General features: G+C 69.0%; 13 protein-coding genes. 2 read left to right on the top strand and 11 right to left on the bottom strand.

Going from position 1 to position 19,486, the window contains the following annotated elements:
* From ABY44_RS38405 to tssJ, 6 genes are all read right to left on the bottom strand, one after another.
* The coding region (locus ABY44_RS38405; RefSeq protein ID WP_431643570.1) for a protein kinase domain-containing protein at window positions 1-1,825 on the bottom strand (1,825 nt) is incomplete at its 3' end.
* A 75-nt stretch (window positions 1,826-1,900) separates the two neighbouring features.
* Entirely contained in the window at window positions 1,901-2,596 is a 696-nt protein-coding gene (gene tagF, locus ABY44_RS38400) for a type VI secretion system-associated protein TagF (protein WP_063809872.1), read from the bottom strand.
* The gene (gene tssM, locus ABY44_RS38395) at window positions 2,578-6,207 is read right to left on the bottom strand and encodes a type VI secretion system membrane subunit TssM (RefSeq protein ID WP_060170885.1); all 3,630 of its coding nucleotides are present in this window, start codon (window positions 6,205-6,207) and stop codon (window positions 2,578-2,580) included. The genes tagF and tssM overlap by 19 nt, the downstream gene beginning before the upstream one ends.
* 1 nt (window position 6,208) lies before the next feature.
* Window positions 6,209-7,531, bottom strand: coding sequence for a DotU family type VI secretion system protein (locus ABY44_RS38390; RefSeq protein WP_059694821.1), 1,323 nt, complete (start codon window positions 7,529-7,531; stop codon window positions 6,209-6,211).
* A gap of 15 nt (window positions 7,532-7,546) precedes the next feature.
* Window positions 7,547-8,962, bottom strand: a complete 1,416-nt coding sequence (tssK, locus tag ABY44_RS38385; protein WP_060170887.1) for a type VI secretion system baseplate subunit TssK — start codon at window positions 8,960-8,962, stop codon at window positions 7,547-7,549.
* Window positions 8,959-9,474: a type VI secretion system lipoprotein TssJ gene (gene tssJ / locus ABY44_RS38380; protein WP_027791609.1), complete on the bottom strand. Its 516-nt coding sequence runs from the start codon at window positions 9,472-9,474 to the stop codon at window positions 8,959-8,961. The genes tssK and tssJ overlap by 4 nt, the downstream gene beginning before the upstream one ends.
* A 631-nt stretch (window positions 9,475-10,105) precedes the next feature.
* Between tssJ and ABY44_RS38375 the strand changes: the two genes are divergently transcribed.
* Complete coding sequence (locus ABY44_RS38375) at window positions 10,106-10,492, top strand: TssQ family T6SS-associated lipoprotein (RefSeq protein WP_027791608.1); 387 nt, start codon at window positions 10,106-10,108, stop codon at window positions 10,490-10,492.
* 44 nt (window positions 10,493-10,536) lie between these two features.
* Window positions 10,537-11,979 (top strand): type VI secretion system-associated FHA domain protein TagH, encoded by a 1,443-nt coding sequence (tagH, locus tag ABY44_RS38370; RefSeq protein WP_060170892.1) that lies wholly within the window; start codon window positions 10,537-10,539, stop codon window positions 11,977-11,979.
* A gap of 52 nt (window positions 11,980-12,031) precedes the next feature.
* Here the strand turns inward: tagH and ABY44_RS38365 are convergent, their stop codons facing one another.
* From ABY44_RS38365 to ABY44_RS38345, 5 genes are all read right to left on the bottom strand, one after another.
* The gene (locus tag ABY44_RS38365) at window positions 12,032-13,510 is read right to left on the bottom strand and encodes a sensor domain-containing diguanylate cyclase (protein ID WP_060170894.1); all 1,479 of its coding nucleotides are present in this window, start codon (window positions 13,508-13,510) and stop codon (window positions 12,032-12,034) included.
* Window positions 13,511-13,936: 426 nt separating this feature from the next.
* Window positions 13,937-15,382 carry an NAD-dependent succinate-semialdehyde dehydrogenase gene (locus ABY44_RS38360; protein WP_027791605.1) on the bottom strand — a complete coding sequence of 482 codons (1,446 nt, stop codon included), beginning with the start codon at window positions 15,380-15,382 and terminating at the stop codon, window positions 13,937-13,939.
* 152 nt (window positions 15,383-15,534) lie between these two features.
* On the bottom strand, window positions 15,535-16,833 hold the full coding sequence (locus tag ABY44_RS38355) for a c-type cytochrome (protein WP_431643569.1): 1,299 nt from the start codon (window positions 16,831-16,833) through the stop codon (window positions 15,535-15,537).
* A 15-nt stretch (window positions 16,834-16,848) separates the two neighbouring features.
* The gene (locus ABY44_RS38350) at window positions 16,849-19,083 is read right to left on the bottom strand and encodes a xanthine dehydrogenase family protein molybdopterin-binding subunit (protein ID WP_011546996.1); all 2,235 of its coding nucleotides are present in this window, start codon (window positions 19,081-19,083) and stop codon (window positions 16,849-16,851) included.
* Window position 19,084: 1 nt separating this feature from the next.
* Window positions 19,085-19,486 (bottom strand): (2Fe-2S)-binding protein (locus tag ABY44_RS38345; RefSeq protein WP_431642429.1); only part of this gene is annotated, 402 nt, incomplete at its 5' end.

The following is a 19,486-nucleotide window of genomic DNA, read 5'->3' as shown; positions in this document are numbered from 1 at the left end:
GCAGGCTGGACGGCGGCACGACGATCGGCGTCGGCCCCTGCTGGGCCAATGTGGCAGCCGGCGCGCTCGCGGGCGGTGACGTGCCGGCCTGCGGCTGGCTCGCGACGGGCGCGGGCTCGTCGGCCACGCGGGCGGGACGCGACAGGTAGGTCGCGGCGAGGCCGACGGCGATCAGCGCAGCGACCGCGCCACCGGCGTAGACAGGCAGTCGGCGCTTGCGCGATCCGGCGGGGGCCTGGCCGTGCTGGGCGCCGGGCGGCACGGAAGCGCCGCCTGACGACGCTGACGACGATGCAGCGGGATACGGCGCGGTCGTACTGGCGGCACTGACACCGACACCGGCACCAGCGCCTTCAGCCGCGAACGCGTCCGCTTTCCCGGAACCCGCCGCACCACGCGCGCCGATGTCCGTATCGGGTCTTGCGGATCGCGCGCCGGTTTCGTCGTGCGGGTCGGTGCGTGCAGCGGCGGGTTCTTTCGCGCGTTCGACGTTTCCATTCGGCGCATCGGATTCAACCGGTTTCGCGGCCGGCCGGGACCCATGCGATGCGGACGCTGCGAGCGCTCCCGCAGCCGCCGTGGCGGCTGCGCCGTGCGTGGCCGCTTTCAACGTTGGAGACACATCATCGGTTTCCGGCTTGCCGTCCGACACACCGGGCGATGCGGATACCGTGTCCGTAGGCGTCGACACAGGGCCTGCACCCGCCTGCGTCGGCGGCGCAGCGCCACCCGAAGCAGTCCCACCCGCGCCGATCGAAGTCGCGGCGGCAGCCGACGCGGTCCCGGCCTCGACAGAAGCCGCCCCCTTGTCTCCCCCGCCCCTGCCCGCATCGCCCACGGGCGGCACGGCGGGCGCGCCATACCCGCTGCCCGTCCGGTCGAAGTCCCGCAACCCGAGTTCCGCCGCGAATGCCGCGACCGATTCCGGCCGGTCCGGAATCCGCAACTGCAGCGCATGATCGACGGCCGCGAGAAAAGCCGGGCTGTACACCTCGCCGGCCGGCAGTTCACGCGACGCGAGCGGCCGGTACGTGTCCTTGATGCTGCGCACGACGGCCGCCGGCGGCAACTCGCCGGTGATCATCGCGTGCATCACCGCGCCGAGTGCATAGAGATCCGTCCACGGCCCCTGGCTGAACGCGGGATCGTCGGTGTATTGCTCGATCGGCGCGTAGCCGGGCTTGATCATCATCGCGCCGTCGTCGACCAGATCGCCGATCCGTTTGCGCGCCGCGCCGAAGTCGAGCAGGATCGCGCTGCCGTTCGGGCGGATCAGCACGTTGTCGAGCGCGACGTCGCGATGAAAGCACTGCGCGCGATGCAGCGTGTCGAGCGCGCCGAGCAGCGCGCCGACGATGTTGCGCAGCTGCGTCTCGCTGATCCGCATCCCGCCGTCGAGCAGCTGCTTGAGCGTGCGCCCCTCGTAGAACGGCATCACCATGTACGCGGTGCCGTGGCTTTCCCAGAAGTGCAGGACCTTGACGAGCCCCGGATGGTCGAATTGCGCGAGCAGGCGCGCTTCGTTGAGGAACGCGCCGCGCCCCGCGTCGAATGCCTGCGCGAACCGCTCGGAGCGCAGCGACACCGTATAGTCGCCGCCGCGCGTGGCCAGCATCGACGGCATGTACTCCTTGATCGCGACCGCGCGCCGCAACGTGCGGTCGAACGCGCGATAGACGATCCCGAAGCCGCCGATGCCCAGCACCTCGTCGAGCTGCAATTCGCCGAGGCGATGGCCGAGCGGCAGCGGCCGCACCGTGAATTCGGATGCGTCGCCGCGTGTCGCCGTGTCGTGCTCGTTGTCTCTCGATCCAGCGTCCTTCATCTCCACCACCTCTCGAAACCGCGTCCTTTCCGCCCGCCGCCGCGCCCGGCGGCCCGCCGTCCTTCTGTCCGGCCGCTAACCGCCGCCGAACAGCGTCAGGAACAGCGCGTTGTCGGGCGTGCCCGTGTGCGCGTGCGTGCGCAGCGGCGATCCGTCCGCGCGGTTGGTCCACCAGAAGCTGGTGCCGCCGTGCGGATCGAAGTAACCGGACAGCCCCGGCCACGCGGCCGGTGCCGGCCGCTCCGGCAGCGGCGCCGGCGTGCCGTCGACGATGTCCGCGTGCCTGTCGACGCCCGGCGCGAGCCGCACGCGTTCGAGCGTCCGCTCGAGATCGCCCGGCGCGCGGGCATGGCGGATCGCGTCGAGCAGCGCCTGTCCGACCTGCCAGTAGAACGCGTCGGCGGCGTCCGGCAGCCCGCTCCAGTAATCGGCCGCACGCATCGGCAGCGTGACGATCACCGGGTAGTAGCGTCCCACGCGGTCGCAGCTCGGCGCGAGGCAGCCCGGCTGCACGCACGACGCGCCGGCGCCCGCCGGGATCAGGAAATTCCAGACGGGCGCGACCGTGTAATGGCGCTCGATCTCGTCCGCGCCGCGCTGGCGCATCGCGGCCATCCCCTGCTGGAGCCAGCGCTCCCACCACAGCGCGAGCGCATGAGGCAGCCGGCTGTTCACGAAGTCGCCGGCGCCGGGAATCTTCCCGTACCAGGCCGGCGCATCGCCGTCGGTACGCGTGAACGGCGGTGTCGGGCTCATGGCTTCGGAGGGCATGTAAAGGACTCCATCTGGGGCAGCCTGAACGGGTTGCGGACACTGCCCGCATTCACTTGCAGCACGATCGGTTTGCCGTCGACCGTGAAGCGCGCAATCATCTGGTCGGAGCCGCGCCCGGCCGATACGGCCGCACGGTCGAACAGCCGGTGCAGCGCCCACGGCCCGTCGGTCGAGAAGCCGTCGGTCGCGCCGGCCTGCCCCGACACCTGCAGCCGCACCTGGCTGCTGCCGCGCGGGCCCGGCCAGTCCACCGCGCTCTGCACGAGCGGGCCGTGCGCGTAGCGGACGATCTGCCCGTCGACGTCGAGCACCATCTCCGTGATCGACGGGTCCATTTCGAGCGGCTGGATCTGCACCTTCAGCTGCGCGGTGCGCGCACCGCCGCCGAAATAGGCGTCGCGGATCACCGCCGCCTTCTCGAACGACGCCAGCATCGCGGCGGCCGCCGGATCGGCGTCCGCATTGCGGTTCGCGAAGCGCCACGGGTGCGACGTCGTGTCGACGATCGACTGCAGGTTCTTCTGGAAGAAGTCGTCCATCAGGCCGCCGGGTGCGAACATCTGCGCGAAATCCGCCGGCGCGACGTCGCGCGACGATCCGCGCGCGAACGGATAGCGCCCCGCGATCGCCTGCCGGCAGAAGTCGCCGACGTTCGCGCCGGCCCGCGTCGCGACGCTGCGCTGCTCGACGGTCGCCACGCTGCCGTTCGCGACGTTCGACAGGTCGTCGAGCACGTCGCGGAACGGCGTGGGCAGGCGGCCGGCCTGTGCGCGCAGCTTCGCCGGCGCGTCGGACGGCGGCGGCTGCGCGCCGCTCCTCAATGCGTCGTCGGTGGCCGTCAGGTAGGTGTACAGCGCGTCGATCGACTTCAGCACGTCGTTGAACGCCTGGGCCTGGTCGCCGCTGCCCGGCGCGAACGCGCGCAACCCGGCGAAGTGGCTGTCGACGATCTGCTCGGCGCTCGCGGGCGCTGCCGCGGACGTGTTCGCATCGCTTCCCTTGCTCGCGAAGATCTGCGACAGCGAGCTGCGCGCCTCGTCGACCTTGTCCTGCGCGCGCGTGGCGAGATTGCGCGCCCCGCCGCCCGGTGCATCGCCGAGCGCCGTGTCGCGCGCGAGCGCGACCATCAGCCGCGTGAGCGGCGAATCGGCGGACGACAGCGCGCGCGCCACCTGGATGCTCTGCGCGAGCGTCGCGGTGCGCTGTAGCTTGATGTCGGCGAGATAGTCGTCCCAGATCTTCAGGTAGTCGTTCAGGTACAGCTGGCGGATATCGCGGGCCCACGCGGCCGCGTCGTTCGGCCCGGGAATCTCGGAGAGCCCCAGGTTCAGCACCCACACTTCCTCGCGCCCGTAGGCCTCGACCTCGCCGGCCAGGCGCGGCGCGAACACGTTGCGATAGCCGTTGCGCGTATAGAGGCCCGGCACGCCTTCCGACAGCGGCTTGCCGCCCTGGCGGCGGAACACCAGCGACGCGTCGGGGCCGACTGCCCGCGCGACGCTGAAGTCGAACGCGGCGGTGGCCGGCCGCAGCGTCATTGTGAGCTGCCGGTACAGCCGCTGCGAGAACGGCACCTGCCGCAGCCGGTCGCGCACGTCGGCCACGAGCCGCTCGTTCATCGGATACGGCGACACCGCGACGCGGCCGCCGAACAGCGCGGCGAGATGCGCACGCAGCGCGGTGCGTTCGGCCGGCGAGAAATCGGGCGGCAGCGCGCGTTCCATTTCGAGATCGACGACGGCCTGCACGAACGCGGGATCGTAGTGCGCGCTGTCGTACAGCATCAGGTACGCCTTCAGCGCCGCATACGCGAATTCGGTCTCGTCGGGCCGCGCGTCGCGCAGCGCGGCCTCCATCCGGCTCGCGGCGATCGGCAGCAGCACGTCCTCGAGCGCGCGCCGGTACACGGCGTCGACGGCCTCGTCGATCTTCTCGCCCTGGAACAGCCCCCACCGGTACGCGAGCGGCGGATGCTGCAGGTCGACGCCGCCGGTATTCGCGAGGCCGCCGAGCGCGTCGAGCACGGGCAGCAGGCGGGCAACGTCGGCCGCATCGGAGAATTTCGCGCCGGCAATCTGCGCATCGACGGCCGGCACGCGTGCGCCGATCTGGTCGAGATACGCGCGATTGTTCGAATAGCTGCGCAGCCAGGCGACTAGCACGGCCACGCACGCCAGCGCGAGCAGCACGTAGCCGGCGATCTGCAGCACGCGTCGTTTCTGATGCCAGCGCAGGTCGCTGCCGGCGAGCGACGCTTCGCGGAAGATGTGCTCCTGCAGCAGCGACTTCAGGAAGAAGCTGCGGCCGGTCGAGCCGACCTGCGCGACCGGCGGCACGCCCTCGATCTTCAGGAAGCGCTTGATGCCGCTCATCACGCGATCGAACGCGGTGCCCTCCTGCGTGCCGCTCGTCAGGTAGACGCCGCGCAGCATCGGCATCGGTTCGTAGCTCGACACGGAAAACACCTCGGCGACGAACTGGCCGAGCATGTCCTGCAGGTCGGCGATCTGCTGCGGCAGCAGGTACGTCATCTCGCGCTGGCGCGCGTCGGTCTGCGCGGCGAGCAGTTCGGGCAACCCGTCGTTCAGCCGCTGGTGCAGCAGCCGGTATTCGCGGTCGAATGCCGCACGCAGGTCGAAACCCGGCGCCTCGCTTTGCGCGAGCGGGAACGTGAAACCCCACACCTGCGCGCATTCCGCGCGGCCGTAGTTGCCGAAATACTCGGCGAAGCCTGCGAGCAGGTCGGCCTTCGTCACGAGCAGGTACACGGGAAAGCGAATGCCGAGCTGCGCGCGCAGTTCGAGCAGCCGCTTGCGCAGCACCATCGCGTGCTGCGTGCGCTCGGCCTCCGACGCGCCGAGCAGGTCGGCCACGCTGATCGTCAGCATCGCGCCGTTCAGCGGCTGGCGCGTGCGGTACTTCTTCAGCAGGTCGACGAAACCTTTCCATTCGGCCTCGTCGAGTGCACGGTTGCCTTCGTGCGTCGTATAGCGGCCGGCCGTGTCGATCAGCACCGCGTCGTTCGTGAACCACCAGTCGCAATGCCGCGTGCCGCCCACGCCGCGAATCGCCGCGCGGCCGAACTGCTCGGCGAGCGGAAAACTGAGCCCGGAATTCACGAGCGCGGTGGTCTTGCCCGAGCCCGGCGCACCGATGAACACGTACCACGGCAACTGGTACAGATATTGGCGCGACATCCGGTCGAACCAGCGCGGCAGGCCCTTGCGCACGGTGTCGGCCTGCCCGAAGCGGACCTTCTTCAGCAGCGTCGCGGCTTCGTCGAAGCGGCTGCGCAACTCGTCGAGCTGCGCTTTCGCCGGATCGTCGGCGGTGGCCGGCCCGGGCGCCGCTTCGCGCAGCTGGTTCAGCAACTGCGCGTTGAGCCGGCCGGCGCGCCAGCTGCGCCACGCGACGCGTGCGCCCCACGCGATGAACAGCACCGCGATCGTCAGCCCGCGCGCCCAGCCGCTTTCGAGCGGGCGGACCTCGGCGAACGCGAACAGCGGGCCGGCAAGCCACACGAAGCACGCGAGCACGACGAGACCGGCGAAGGTCCAGATCTCCCGCGACGGCAACGGCCGGACGAAACGCGCGACAGCCTGGTTCATGTCAGTTGGCCCCCTGCGTTGCGCTCGCGCCGACGGCGGCACTGCCGGGCGCCGGCAGCAGCGTGATTTCGACGCGCCGGTTCAGCGCGCGATTCGCGGGCGTATCGTTCGGCGCGACCGGGTCGAGCGTGCCGCGCCCTTCCGCCGCGAGCCGTTCCGGATGATCGAGCCGCGCGGCGATCATGCCGCGCACGGCTTCCGCGCGTTCGCGCGACAGGTCCCAGTTCGACGCGAAGCGCGCCGTATGCACGGGCGTGTCGTCCGTATAACCGGTTACGCGCACGTTGCCGGGCACCTTGTCCAGCGCATCGGCCACACGGGCGAGCACCGGCACGTAGCGGTCGATCACCGACGTCGAACCCGACTTGAACAACCCGTCGCCGCGCAGCACGATCACGCTGCGATCGGCGGCGTCGCGCACCGACACGAGGCCGGCCGCGATCTCCGGTTCCAGGAACTTCGCGATGCGCGGGGCCGGTGCCGGGCGCGGCGGCGCCTGCGCGGGCTGCAGCTTCGGCACGTGCAGCGCGTCGATCGACGCGAACAGCCGGTCCGAATGCCCGGCGAGCGCGATCCGCAGCCCGACGAACACGCCGAAGCCGATCAGCAGCGCGAGCGCCACGCACACCCACAGCGGCACGACGAACCGGCGCGCGACATCGCGCGTGACGACGTCGCGCCAGTGCGGCGACAGCGCCGGCTCGAATTCGCCGCGTACCGAGCGGATCGTGAGCGCGAGCTGGTGGCGCAGCGCGTCGAGCTGCGCATGGCCGTTGTCGAGCACGCGATAACGGCCCTCGAAGCCGAGCGCGAGACAGAAATACAGCAGCTCGAGCAGGTCGAGATGCTGGCGCGGCTGCTGCGACAGGCGTTCGAGCAGGTGGAAGAATTTCTCGCCGCCCCAGGTCTCGTTGTGAAACGACACGAGCAGGCTGTGCGACGACCACACGCTGCCGCCCCACGGCGTCAGCGCGGCCGCCTCGTCGAGCGCCGTGCACAGGCAGTAGCGCGCGCCGATGATCGCTTCCGACGGCACGCCGGCCTCCTGCGCGCGCGCCTCGAACTGCCGGATCTCGACGACGAGATGCTCGCGCAGCCACGCGGGATTCGGGTGATGGACGGTCGAACGGATCTGCGGCACGAGGTTGAGCAACGGATTCGCGGCCGCGACGAGCGGGTTTGTGCCGCTCGCGGCCCAGCGCCCGGGGCGCGGCTGCGTCGCGGTCGGGCCGGCCGCGCCCGCCGCGGCCGGATGCATGCCGCCCGGATTCGGCGGCACGAATCCGCCTGCGCCGGGGGAGATCGAATCGGAGGAGGAATTCATCGCGTCGCCCCGCCCTCACCCGCGTATCGCCCAGAACTCCATCGAGAGTCCAGGGAATTCGCCGGCGAAATGAAAAGCGAGACCGCCGGAGCGCGCCAGCTGCTTCCACAGGTCGCTGCCCTTGTCGATCTCGAAGTACGTATGGCCCGCGTGATACGGGATCTGCCGCGGCGCGACCGGCAACTGGCGCATCGTGATGCCCGGCAGTTGCAGTTGCACGAGATCGCGGATCCGCTCGACCGGCCCGAGCTTGGCCTGCGCGGGAAAACGCGCGCGCAGGCTGTCGGCCGGCACGTCCGCGCGCACCGCGAGCACGAAGCCGGCCGTGTCGCGCAGCACCGGGTCGGCCAGCGTCGCGACGCGGATGCCGTTGCCCGCATCGCGCAACTCGATCTGGATCGCGTTTTGCTCGAGCACCGTCGACAGCGACCGCCGCAGTTCGGTCATCAGTTCCGCGAAGCTCGTGCGCAGGTCGTCGTGCACGTAGACGGCGAGCGACTGCGGGCGCCGGCCGGCCGCCGTGAACGTGCTCAGGTCGCACGCGAGCTTCAGCCAGTCGCAGAACAGCACCTCCGGATGCGTCGACACGTGCTGCTGCGCATGCCAGGTCAGCGCGAGATAGCGGTTCACGAGCTGCAGCAGCAGGAAGTCCGCGACTTCCGACACGCCGCCGCGCCCGGGCTCCGACAGCCGTTCCGCGAGCGCTTCGCTGCGTTGCGTGAGCAGCCCGTGCAGCTCGCGCGCGTAGGCCAGCAGCACGGTGTCGTGCTGCGCGACGAGGCGCGGCGGGATGTAGCCGTCGTCGACGAGCAGCCGCGCATCGGTGCGCCGCTCGACGATCCGGGCGACGCCGAGTGCGTGCCAGTCGCCGGTGAGCTCGGCTTCGAGCATCAGCCGCACGTTCAGGCGCCCCGTCTGCAGCAGTGCGGGACCGAGCGCGACCGCGTTCGCGTCGGCCACTTCGTATTCGCGCACGACGTAGCGCGCGACATCGGCGCCGCCGTTCGTGCCGCTCGTACCGTTCGCGCCGCTCGCGGCATGGCCTCCGCCTGCACCGAACGACACCTCCTCGCCGCCGCCGCGCCACAGCGGCAACGCGAGCACGACGAACTGGTCCTTCGCGTCGGCCGGCACGTCGAGCGGTTCGGGAAGATCGTCCGGATGGGACAGGTCGAACGGCGTGCCGTCGCGCATCACGCCCGACGCGGTGCGCAGCGCGACCTTGCCGAGCGCCAGTTGCTCGCGGTCGAGCTCCAGCGTGTCGAAACCCCAGAAGAAGCCTTGCAGCGGAAGGCAGCGCAGCGCGACATAGCGTTCCCAGTGCCGTTCGAGCTGCTGGAAATGCTGCGGCCGCAGGAACATCCCCTCGGTCCACACCACCCGCTGGCGGAGCGCCGCGACCGGTGTCGCGGACATCGTCGGTTCGGTCATGGGCGCCCCTTCGCATCGTTCAGCGCGAGGCCGCCGTTGCGCACCGCGATCGACAGCTTCAGCTCGCCCGGCGACGTCTGCCAGAACTTGTAGAGATTGAGCTGCTTCGCGCGCGGCAGCGGCACCGTCAGCCGCCAGCGGTTCTTTTCGAGCATCCGGTATTCGGCGACCACGCCGATCGCGCCGGCCTCGACGTTGCCGCGATAGTGCAGCGTGCGCGACTCGCCCGGCCGCAGGATCACGCGATCGGTGCCGAGCAGGTCCGTGCCGAGCACGTTCTCCGGCTTGTCCTGCAGCGAGAAGAAATCCGCGCTGTCGAACGACGATGCCGCGCGGAGCTGGAACACCTTCAGCACGATCGGCGCAGGCTTGCGGTTCGGGTCAGGGTTGACGTCGGGTGCAACGTCGACCGTGATCGCATACGGCACCGCCGCGGCGTGCTCCGTCGCGCCGCATCCCGGCAACAGCATCACGCATCCCCATACGATGAAACTGCTCGACCGCCATTGCATATTCCACCCTCGCCACCCAATAGCCGTTCGCCGGTTTTCGACCGTGAAACCGGTTGATCCGATTGAAAAAGGGACAATTAATTGATCGGTAATTGTGTAATCCGTATATCCATCCACCTCAATCCATATCGGCAAATTGTTCTTGTAAAAAGCCGGGTCATATCATTCATGGATTTTGAAAGTCGATTTGGCGAGATGGTGGTCAATTGAGAATTGGGGTTGATGAATTAATGGCAAAAATCAATCCGACCGGTTCGCCGTCGCGGCCCGGTTCTGTGGCGTGGACACCTGTCGGATGGGCTCGGGCGCAAGCCGGCCGGCCACCGGGCAACGGACGCTCGCGGCGCTGACGGTGTGCCAGGCTATTCGTTTCGCACGAACGGACGGCCCGTTTTTTCGTGCATTGACGTGCGCTGACCAAACAACTGACGAATCCGAAAAACACAGCGAACTATAGGCCGTTTTTCTGGATTCACAAGCACTGAAATTCGTAGTCGATTCTGCATTCAGGTGGAAATGGAATGGCAAAATGAAACAAAACGTAACAGGCGATTCGGCTCCGATGATTGGCACTAGAATCCAACAGCGCTTGTGTGCCACCTTCCAATTACGCCAATTCTTAATTTCAATAATGAAAGGTCGTTCATCGCTCGTTCTTTTCCTCGGCGCATTGTTGCTGGGGGCCGGCGGGTGCAGTACGTCCCCGACCCAGTCGGCTGCACGCGCGACGGTCGACAGCGCGCGCGCCGCGTACGACAGCGGCGACTACGGGCGCACGATCGCGCTGCTGAGCCACGCGAAGGAAATCGACGGCGCCGACACCGACACGCAGGTTGCCGCGCACAAGCTCCTCGCGTTCAGCTATTGCGTGACGAACCGCATCACGCCGTGCCGCGCCGAGTTCTCGAAAATTCTCGACCTCAACCCGCGCTTCGACTTGTCCCCTGCGGAGAAGGGACATCCGATCTGGGGGCCTGCGTTCGAATTCGCGCGCCGCAGGCATGCGTCGTCGTCCTGAACGAACCGGCCTGCGCGCGAGCACTTCACCGAGCGACGTATGACATGCAACTGATCGTGATCGAACATGCCGGCGAGCCGGTCGAAAACGACTCCTACGACGCCGTCGTGTTTCATCCGCCGGGCGGCACCATCGGCCGGGCCAGCGACAACCATCTCGTGTTGCGCGACGACACGCGGCAGATTTCGCGGCTGCAGGCGCTACTGCAGGTGGGCGACGACGCCTGCCTGCTGAAGAACCTGAGCAGCGTCTCGACGATCGAGGTGAACCGCGAGCCGGTCGGTTATGCGCAGGAGCGCACGCTCAACACCGGCGACATCATCCGCATCGGGCCGTACGTGCTGCGCGCCGAACGTGACGACGGCGGCGACGGCGTCGATGGCGGCCATGCACCGGTCATCGACATGGAGACCGATACCGGCACGCGTGTCGATATGCAGGCGCAAGCGCAAGCCCGGGCGGCAGCGGCGCCCGCCCAACCGTCGTCATCGCGTGTCGATACGAAAGGCGCCGGCAACCGGCTGTGGGGGCTCCTCCAGGATCGTCTCGCGCCGCGCGGCAAGGCGGCGGACGCCGCTACGCGGCCAGGCGGCCCCGCACGTGCGGGCGCGGCGCAGCAGGCCGCACCGCCCGCGCCGTCGCAGCGCGACCTGCACCAGCTGTCGACCGATCCGCTCGACCTGTTCGCGCAGTCGTCGGGCGACCTCGGCGCAGCGGGCACGGCGGCGCACGCCGATCGCGGCAACGCGGATCGCGATGCGTCATCCGCGACGCAGGCAGATCACGCGCCCGAGTGGACGCAGCACGTGCGCGTGCAACCGGCCGCGGCGCGTACCGATACGCGGCCGGCCGACGAACCGGCGTCGCATGCGGCGCGCGCGCCGACCCCCGACGAACTGCTGAGCGCGTTCTTCGAAGGCGCGGGGCTCGACACTGCGGCCGAATCGCATCAGTGGTCGGCCGAGCAGCTGTACATCGCGGGCCAGTTGCTGGCGCTGTTCGCGAACGGCACGGTCGAGCTGCTGTCGTCGCGCAGCATCCTGAAGCGCGAGGTGAAGGCGCACATGACGATGCTGCTCGATCGCGAGAACAATCCGCTGAAGCTGCTGCCCGACGGCGGCGCCGTGCTGCGGCAGATGTTCGGGTTGCCGCTGCCGGGCTTCATGTCGCCGCAGAGCGCGGTCAGCGACGCGTTCCAGGATCTGCACGCGCACCAGATCGGCATGGTCGCCGGCATGCGCGCGGCGTTGATGGACCTGCTGACGCGCTTTTCACCGCAGCGCCTGCGCGAGCGCGACGACGCGATGCGCTGGTACGAGAAGCGCGTGCCCGTGCTGTACAAGGCGAGGATGTGGGATCGCTACGCGGCGACCCATCGCGACACGGTGTTCGCGATCGAGGACGATTTCGCGTCGGTGTTCGGCAAGGCGTTTCTGGCGGCGTACGACGCGGAAGTGGAAAGCTATCGCGGCAGCGGCCGGCATTGAGCGTCGTACCGCGCGCGCCATCGGTCGCGGGCGATGGGTACCGGCGGAGGCGTCAGGTGGCCGCACCACACGACGCGACCTTGTTTCGCCCCGTTTCCTTCGCGACGTACAACGCCTCGTCGGCTGCCTTGATCACCGACTCGACCTCCCCTTCCTGCCCGGGCGCCCAGCTTGCCACGCCGATGCTCGCGGTGACGCGCCCGAATTCGCTTTCCGCATGTTCGATCGCCAGTCCGTCGATGGCTGCACGAATCCTTTCGGCGATCTCCGTCGCGCCCGTCGCCGGCGTATCGGGCAGGATCACGACGAACTCCTCGCCGCCATAGCGGGCCGCGGTGTCCGCCGGGCGCCGGATGTTGTCGCCGATGCACCGTGCGACCGCCGCCAGCGCGTCGTCGCCGGCCTGGTGGCCATACGTGTCGTTGTAGGCCTTGAAGCGGTCGACGTCGACGAACAGCAGCGAAAACACCGATCGGGCACGGCGCGCGCGGCGCCATTCGAGATCCAGCACCTCCCCGAACGAGCGGCGATTGTTGAGCCCGGTGAGGCCGTCGGTGCGCGCGAGCATGACCAGCTCGGATTCGGCGCGCATCCTGCGCCGCAGCTGCGAGCCCAGCATGAAGGACAGCACGATGAACGCCACGCCGAAGGTGGCGACCAGCGCGCCGATCGTGATGGCCCGGTGCCGCCACGCGGCGTAGATGTCCTGCTCCGCCTCGGCGACCATGATGATCAGCGGCAGGTGCGGCAGCGTCTTGAAGTAGTACAGGCGGCGCACGTTGTCGATCGTCGAGGTCTCGATGAACGAGCCTTCCGGTGCCGTCATGAAGTGGCGAAACGTCGGCGCCTTGCTGATGTCGCGACCGATGGTGCGCACGTCGAACGGCTGGCGCATGAACATGATGCCGTTCGTGCCGATCAGCGAAATCGCGCCGTGCGAGCCGAGCGCGAGGCCGGCGAACAGCGTGTGGAAATACTCGAGATTGACCGCGATCATTGCAATGCCGGCGAACGAGCCGTCCGGGTTCGACACGCGGCGCGTCAGCGCAACGCTGAGCGCGCCGCCACGCAGGCGGGACGCAAAGGGATCGCTGATGTAAAGCCCGGCGTCCGGATTGTCGCGGTGCACCGTAAAGTACTTGCGGTCGCCGAAATTGCCGTGGCGCGGCACGTCGTTCGCCGAATCCAGGATGATGTTGCCGGCGGAATCCAACACGAGCATCGAGCCGAGAAAATTCGCCGTCATCGCGTGATCGAACAGGATGCCGCGCCGCAGCGCCGGCGGGGCGGCCATGACGTCCGGCCGCCGGAGGCCCTGGATCACCGCCTCGAGCGACAGGCCGTACAGCTCGATGTTGCGTTCGATGTCGCGCTCGGCGACGAGCGCCAGATTTCGCGACGTCTCTCGCGCGCGATCGAGCGCATCGTGACGGCTCTGGAACAACTGCAACACGCAGAGGCCCATCAGCGCGCACGCTATCAAGGTCCCCGCCAGCACAACGTAGTACGGCGCTGCCGACCGCGGATGCATCCGTGTCCTCTCAGATTGGCCCGGCGCTGACGCACCGGTCGTTATGGTTTGTTCTGAATAACCTATACCAAAAAGTACGACTTCCGGGTACGAGGTGCAGTCCTGACTTGCCGGGTTGCGTACGACGTGACCTGAGCGGTGTCGGGCGGATCGTGTTCCGCTCGGGCCGGCACCGGGTGCCGGCGCTCGTTCACCGAGGGGCGTCGCGTGGTGTGGCGTGTGGTGCTGCCGATGACGGAATCGAAACAATCCGTCCGCAGTGGTACGCGTATTGAAATTGCCGTGAGGTTGCCATGCGAATGCACGGCCGGCGGGAGACCGGGCGTGCCGTTGCGCGGTGCGCAACGCGCGTGCCGCCCGGCCTGCGCCGATCGCGCGCGCCGCGCCGGCGGCGCCGCGCACGCGATCGGTCGGGTCAGACGGTCGTCAGACGGCCATCACCGTCACCGACTTCGTGACGAGGTACGGTTCGAGCGCTTCCGGCCCGCCTTCCGAGCCGTAGCCCGAGTCCTTCACGCCGCCGAACGGCATTTCCGGCCACGGCGTCGCGGGCTGGTTGATCCACAGCATCCCGACTTCGAGGCGCTGCGTGAGCAGGTGCACGTTCGCGAACGAACGCGTGAACGCGTAGCCGGCGAGCCCGAACGGCAGACGGTTCGCTTCCGCGATCGCGTCTTCGAGCTTGTCGAAACCGCGGATCGCCGCGACCGGGCCGAACGGCTCGTTGTTGAACACGTCCGCTTCGAGCGGCACGTCCGCGATCACGGTCGGCGCGAAGAAGTTGCCTTCCGAGCCGATCCGCTCGCCGCCGGTTTCGATGCGCGCGCCGACCTTGCGCGCGTTGTCGACGACGGATGCCATCGCGGTGAGCCGGCGCGGGTTCGCGAGCGCACCGAGCGTCGTGCCTTCCTCGAGGCCGTTGCCGACCTTCAGCCCTTCGGCATGCTTGACCAGCGCGCGCGTGAATTCGTCGCGGATGCTGTTGTGCACGAGAAAGCGCGTCGGCGAAATGCAGACCTGCCCCGCGTTGCGGAACTTCGCGCCGCCGGCGGCCTTCACCGCGAGCGCGACGTCGGCGTCCTCGGCGACGATCACCGGCGCGTGACCGCCCAGCTCCATCGTCGCGCGCTTCATGTGCAGGCCGGCCAACGAGGCGAGCTGCTTGCCGACCGGCGTCGAACCCGTGAACGTGACCTTGCGGATCACCGGGTGCGGAATCAGGTACGACGAGATTTCCGCCGGATCGCCGTACACGAGGCCGATCACGCCGGACGGCACGCCCGCGTCGACGAACGCGCGCAGCAGCGCGGCCGGCGACGCCGGGGTTTCTTCCGGCGCCTTCACGAGGAACGAGCAGCCGGTTGCCAGCGCGGCGCTCAGCTTGCGCACGACCTGGTTGACCGGGAAATTCCACGGCGTGAACGCGGCGACCGGGCCGACCGGCTCCTTCACGACGGTCTGCTGCGCGCCGAGGTTGCGCGGCGGCACGATCCGGCCGTACACGCGGCGGCCTTCGTCCGCGAACCATTCGATGATGTCCGCCGCCGACAGCACTTCGACGCGCGCCTCGGTGAGCGGCTTGCCCTGCTCCTGCGTCATCAGTTGCGCGATCGCGTCGGCACGTTCGCGCACCAGCGCGGCCGCCTTGCGCATCGTCGCCGCGCGCTCGTGCGCGGGCACCTTGCGCCACGCCTCGAAGCCGCGTTGCGCGGCGGCGAGCGCGCGGTCGAGATCGGCGATGCCCGCGTGGGCCACCTTGCCGATCGGCTTGCCGGTCGCCGGGTTCACGACGTCGATCGTCTTGCCGCTCGCGGCGTCGACCCACTCGCCGTCGATCAGCAGTTGCGTATCCGTATAAGTCACGTTAGCCATCCAGACACCCCTACATTGCGTCGATAAACGCGCGCTGCCGCGAACGGCCGCGCGCCGGTTGACAGAAAAAGCCAGGCCGCCGGGGCTGGCACGCACCCGGCGGCGTCGACGGCAGGCACGCCGGCCCGCCATCGTTCCGCATGGCGCCGCGCTCAGCGCGCGGCCGCCGTCGCCTTGCGGAGTTTCGCGACGTCCGCCGCCTGCACGGCCGGCGCGCCGTTGTTCCAGCCGGCGCGCATGAAGGTCAGCACGTCGGCGATCTGCCGGTCGTTCAACTGGTTCGAGAACGCCGGCATCGGATACGCGGACGGCACGCCATCGATCACGAGCGTCTCGCTGCCGTTCAGCGTCACGTTGATCAGCGACGCGGCATCGCCTTCGAGGACGTTCGGGTTGCCGGCGAGCGGCGCGAGCAGCGGCGCGTAGCCGCGCCCGTCCGCGCCGTGGCAATGCAGGCAGTAAGCGTTATACACCTTCGCGCCCGGATCGGCTGCCGGCCGGCCCAGCGCGACCTGCGTCGCTTTCGGATCGTAGCGGTACGGCGGCGCGCCCGTGCCGCCTGCCGCCGGCAGCGATTTCAGGTAACGGGAGATGGCCGCCAGATCGTCGTCCGTGAGGGCCTGCGTGCTGTGGTTGATCACGCTGACCATCGAACCGAACGCGGTCGCATGGCGGTTCGCGCCGGTCTTCAGGAACTGCGCGACCTCGGCCTCGTTCCAGCGGCCGAGCCCCGTGTTGGGCTCGCCGGTCAGGTTCGATGCGAACCAGTTGTCGATCGGCGCACCCGACAGGAACGCCGCGCCGCCTTCGTCGAGCGCCTTCTCCTGGAAGCCGACGCCGCGCGGCGTGTGGCACGACCCGCAGTGCCCGAGCCCCTGCACGAGGTACGCGCCGCGGTTCCACATCGCGTCCTTGGCCGGCTTGTCGGCGTAAGGCGTCGTGTCGAGGAACACCATGTTCCACAACGCGAGCGGCCAGCGCATGTTGAGCGGCCACGGGATGTCGGACGGCCGGTTCGCCTGCTTCACCGGTTCGACGCCGTGCATGAAGTACGCGTACAGCGCCTTGACGTCCTCGTCCTTCAGCTTCGCGTACGACGGATACGGCATCGCCGGATACAGGTTGTGACCGTCCTTCGCGACGCCCTTGCGCAGCGCGCCGGCGAACTCGGCTTCCGTATAGCCGCCGATGCCCGTTTCCGGATCGGGCGTGATGTTGGTCGTGTAGATCGCGCCCATCGGCGTGACCATCTTCAGGCCGCCGGCGAACGGCGTGCCGCGCGGCGCGGTGTGGCACGCGACGCAGTCGCCCGCTTTCGCGAGGTATGCGCCGCGAGCGACGAGCGCGCTGTCGGCCGGTGCCGTCTGCGCGGCCTGCGCGGCCGGGCCGGCCAGCATGGCGGACAGCGCGAGCAGCGATGCACGGAACGTATTCAGGGCGAGGTTTCGCATGATCGTCGCCTCCCCTCAAGCCGTCTTCAGCTGATCGCCGACCGGCAGCTTGCGCAGCCGCTTGCCGGTCGCCGCGAAGATCGCGTTCGACAATGCCGCGGCCGTCGCGGCCGTGCCCGGTTCGCCGATCCCGCCCGGCGCTTCGCCGCTTTTCACCAGATGCACCTCGATCGGCGGTGTCTCGTTGATCCGCAGCATCCGGTAATCGGTGAAATTGCTCTGCACGACACGGCCGTCCTCGATCGTGATCTCGCCGTACAGCGCGCCCGTGATCCCGAAGATGATGCCGCCCTGCACTTGCGCCTCGATCGTGTTCGGGTTGACGGACATGCCGCAATCGACCGCGCACACGACGCGCTTGACCTGCACCTCGCCGTTATCCACCGCGACGTCGACTACCATTGAGAAGAAAGTGCCGAATGCATACATCACAGACACGCCGCGCCCCTGCCCCTTCGGCAGCGACGGGCCCCAGCCGGCCGCCTTCGTCGCGACGTCGAGCACATTCAGCGCGCGCGGCGCCTTGCCGAGCAATGCACGGCGGTATTGCACGGGGTCGGTCTTGGTCTGCGCGGCCAGTTCGTCGATGAAGCTCTCGACGACGAACGTGCCCCGGGTCGGCCCGACGCCACGCCAGAACGCGGTCGGCACGTGGCGCGGCTCCTGGCGCACGTAGTCGACGAGCTGGTTCGGCAGGTCGTACGGCAGATCAGCCGAGACTTCGACCGCGTCAGGATCGATACCATTTCGGAACGCGGGCGGCGCGAAGCGCGCCATGAGCGACGAGCCGACGATCCGGTGCTGCCACGCGATCGGCTTGCCGTTCGCGTCGAGGCCGGCCGAAATCTTGTCGTAGTAGTACGGCCGATACATGTCGTGCTGGATGTCTTCCTCGCGCGTCCAGATCACCTTCACCGGCGCGTTGACCTGTTTTCCGACCTTCACGGCCTGGTCGATCATGTCCGTTTCGAGCCGCCGGCCGAAGCCGCCGCCGAGCAAGTGGTTGTGCACGACGATCTTGTCGGGCGACAGGCCCGTGAGTTGCTGCACGGTGTCAACCGCGCGCGTCGGCACCTGGGTGCCGACCCAGATCTCGCAGCCGTCGCCGCGCACGTGCACCGTGCAGTTCACCGGCTCCATCGTCGCGTGCGCGAGGAACGGCTGTTCGTAGACAGCGTCGACGCGCGTCTTCGCGTTTGCGAACGCGTGGCCGACATCGCCTTCCTTGCGCGCGACCGCGCCCTTGCCGCTCACCGCCGCCTGCGCGAGGTCGGCAACGATGTCCTTCGTGGACACCTTCGCGCCCGCGCCCTCGTTCCACTTCACGACGAGCGCCGATGCACCGCGCTTCGCGGCCCACGTGTGATCGCCGACCACCGCCACCGCGTTGTCGACGCGCACGACCTGGCGCACGCCGGGGATCTTCCTCGCGGCCGTGTCGTCGACGCTCGCGACCGTGCCGCCGAACACCGGGCTGTTCACGATCACCGCGTACAGCATGCCGGGCAGGCGCACGTCGAGCCCGAACTGCGCGGTGCCGTCGACCTTCTCCGGCGAATCGAGGCGCTTCGCGGGCGTACCGATCAGCTTGAAATCCGCCGGCTTCTTCAGCACGACGTCCTTCGGCACCGGCAGCTTCGCCGCGGCGTCGGCCAGCTGGCCGTACGATGCGCGCCGGCCGCTCGGCGGATGCTGCACTTCGCCGTTCACCGCACGGCAGGATGCCGGATCGACGCTCCATTGCTTCGCGGCCGCCGAGACCAGCAGCGTGCGCGCGGTCGCGCCCGCGCGGCGCATCGGTTCCCACGCGTAGCGCACCGACGTCGAGCCGCCGGTGAGCTGGCCGCCGAGCAGCGGATCCGTGAACAGTTTCTCGTTCGGCGGCGCATGATCGAGCGTCACGCTCGACAGCGGTACCTCGAGCTCCTCGGCGATCAGCATCGGCAGCGCCGTATAGACACCCTGCCCCATCTCGACCTTCGGCATCACCAGCGTGATCTTGCCGGCGCGGTCGATCTGCACGAACGCGCTCGGCGCGAACACGCCGGGCTGCGCCGGTTCGGCCGCGTCACCGCCGATCACCGAGCGCCGCGCATCGTCGCCTGCCGCCGGCAGGCTGAAACCGAGCAGCAGGCCACCCCCCGCCGCCGCGCCCAGCGACATGCCGAGCTTGAGGAACGAACGGCGCGATACGCCCGCGCCGGCGGCTTGTCCAGCGACCTTGCCTGCTTCGATCAGTCCTCGAGACATGTCACGCCTCCTTCGCGGCTTGCTTCACGGCCGCGCGAATCCGGTTGTACGTGCCGCAGCGGCAGATGTTGCCGGCCATCGCCGCGTCGATGTCGGCGTCGCTCGGGTTCGGGTTCGATGCGATCAGCGCGGTGGCGGCCATCACCTGCCCCGACTGGCAATAGCCGCACTGGACGACGTCGAGCTCGCGCCACGCCTGCTGGACCTTGTGGCCGGCCGGCGTCGCGCCGACGGCTTCGATCGTCGTGATCTTGCGGCCCGCGACGGCCGCGACCGGCAGCACGCACGAGCGCGCGGCGACGCCGTCGAGATGCACGGTGCACGCGCCGCATTGCGCGATCCCGCAGCCGAATTTCGTGCCGGTGAGGCCGACGACGTCGCGCAGCACCCAGAGCAAGGGCAT

The sequence above is a fragment of the Burkholderia sp. ZZQ-2 genome (assembly GCF_050768715.1).
Taxonomy (GTDB): domain Bacteria; phylum Pseudomonadota; class Gammaproteobacteria; order Burkholderiales; family Burkholderiaceae; genus Burkholderia; species Burkholderia cepacia.
This window is presented reverse-complemented; position numbering and strand designations above follow the sequence as displayed.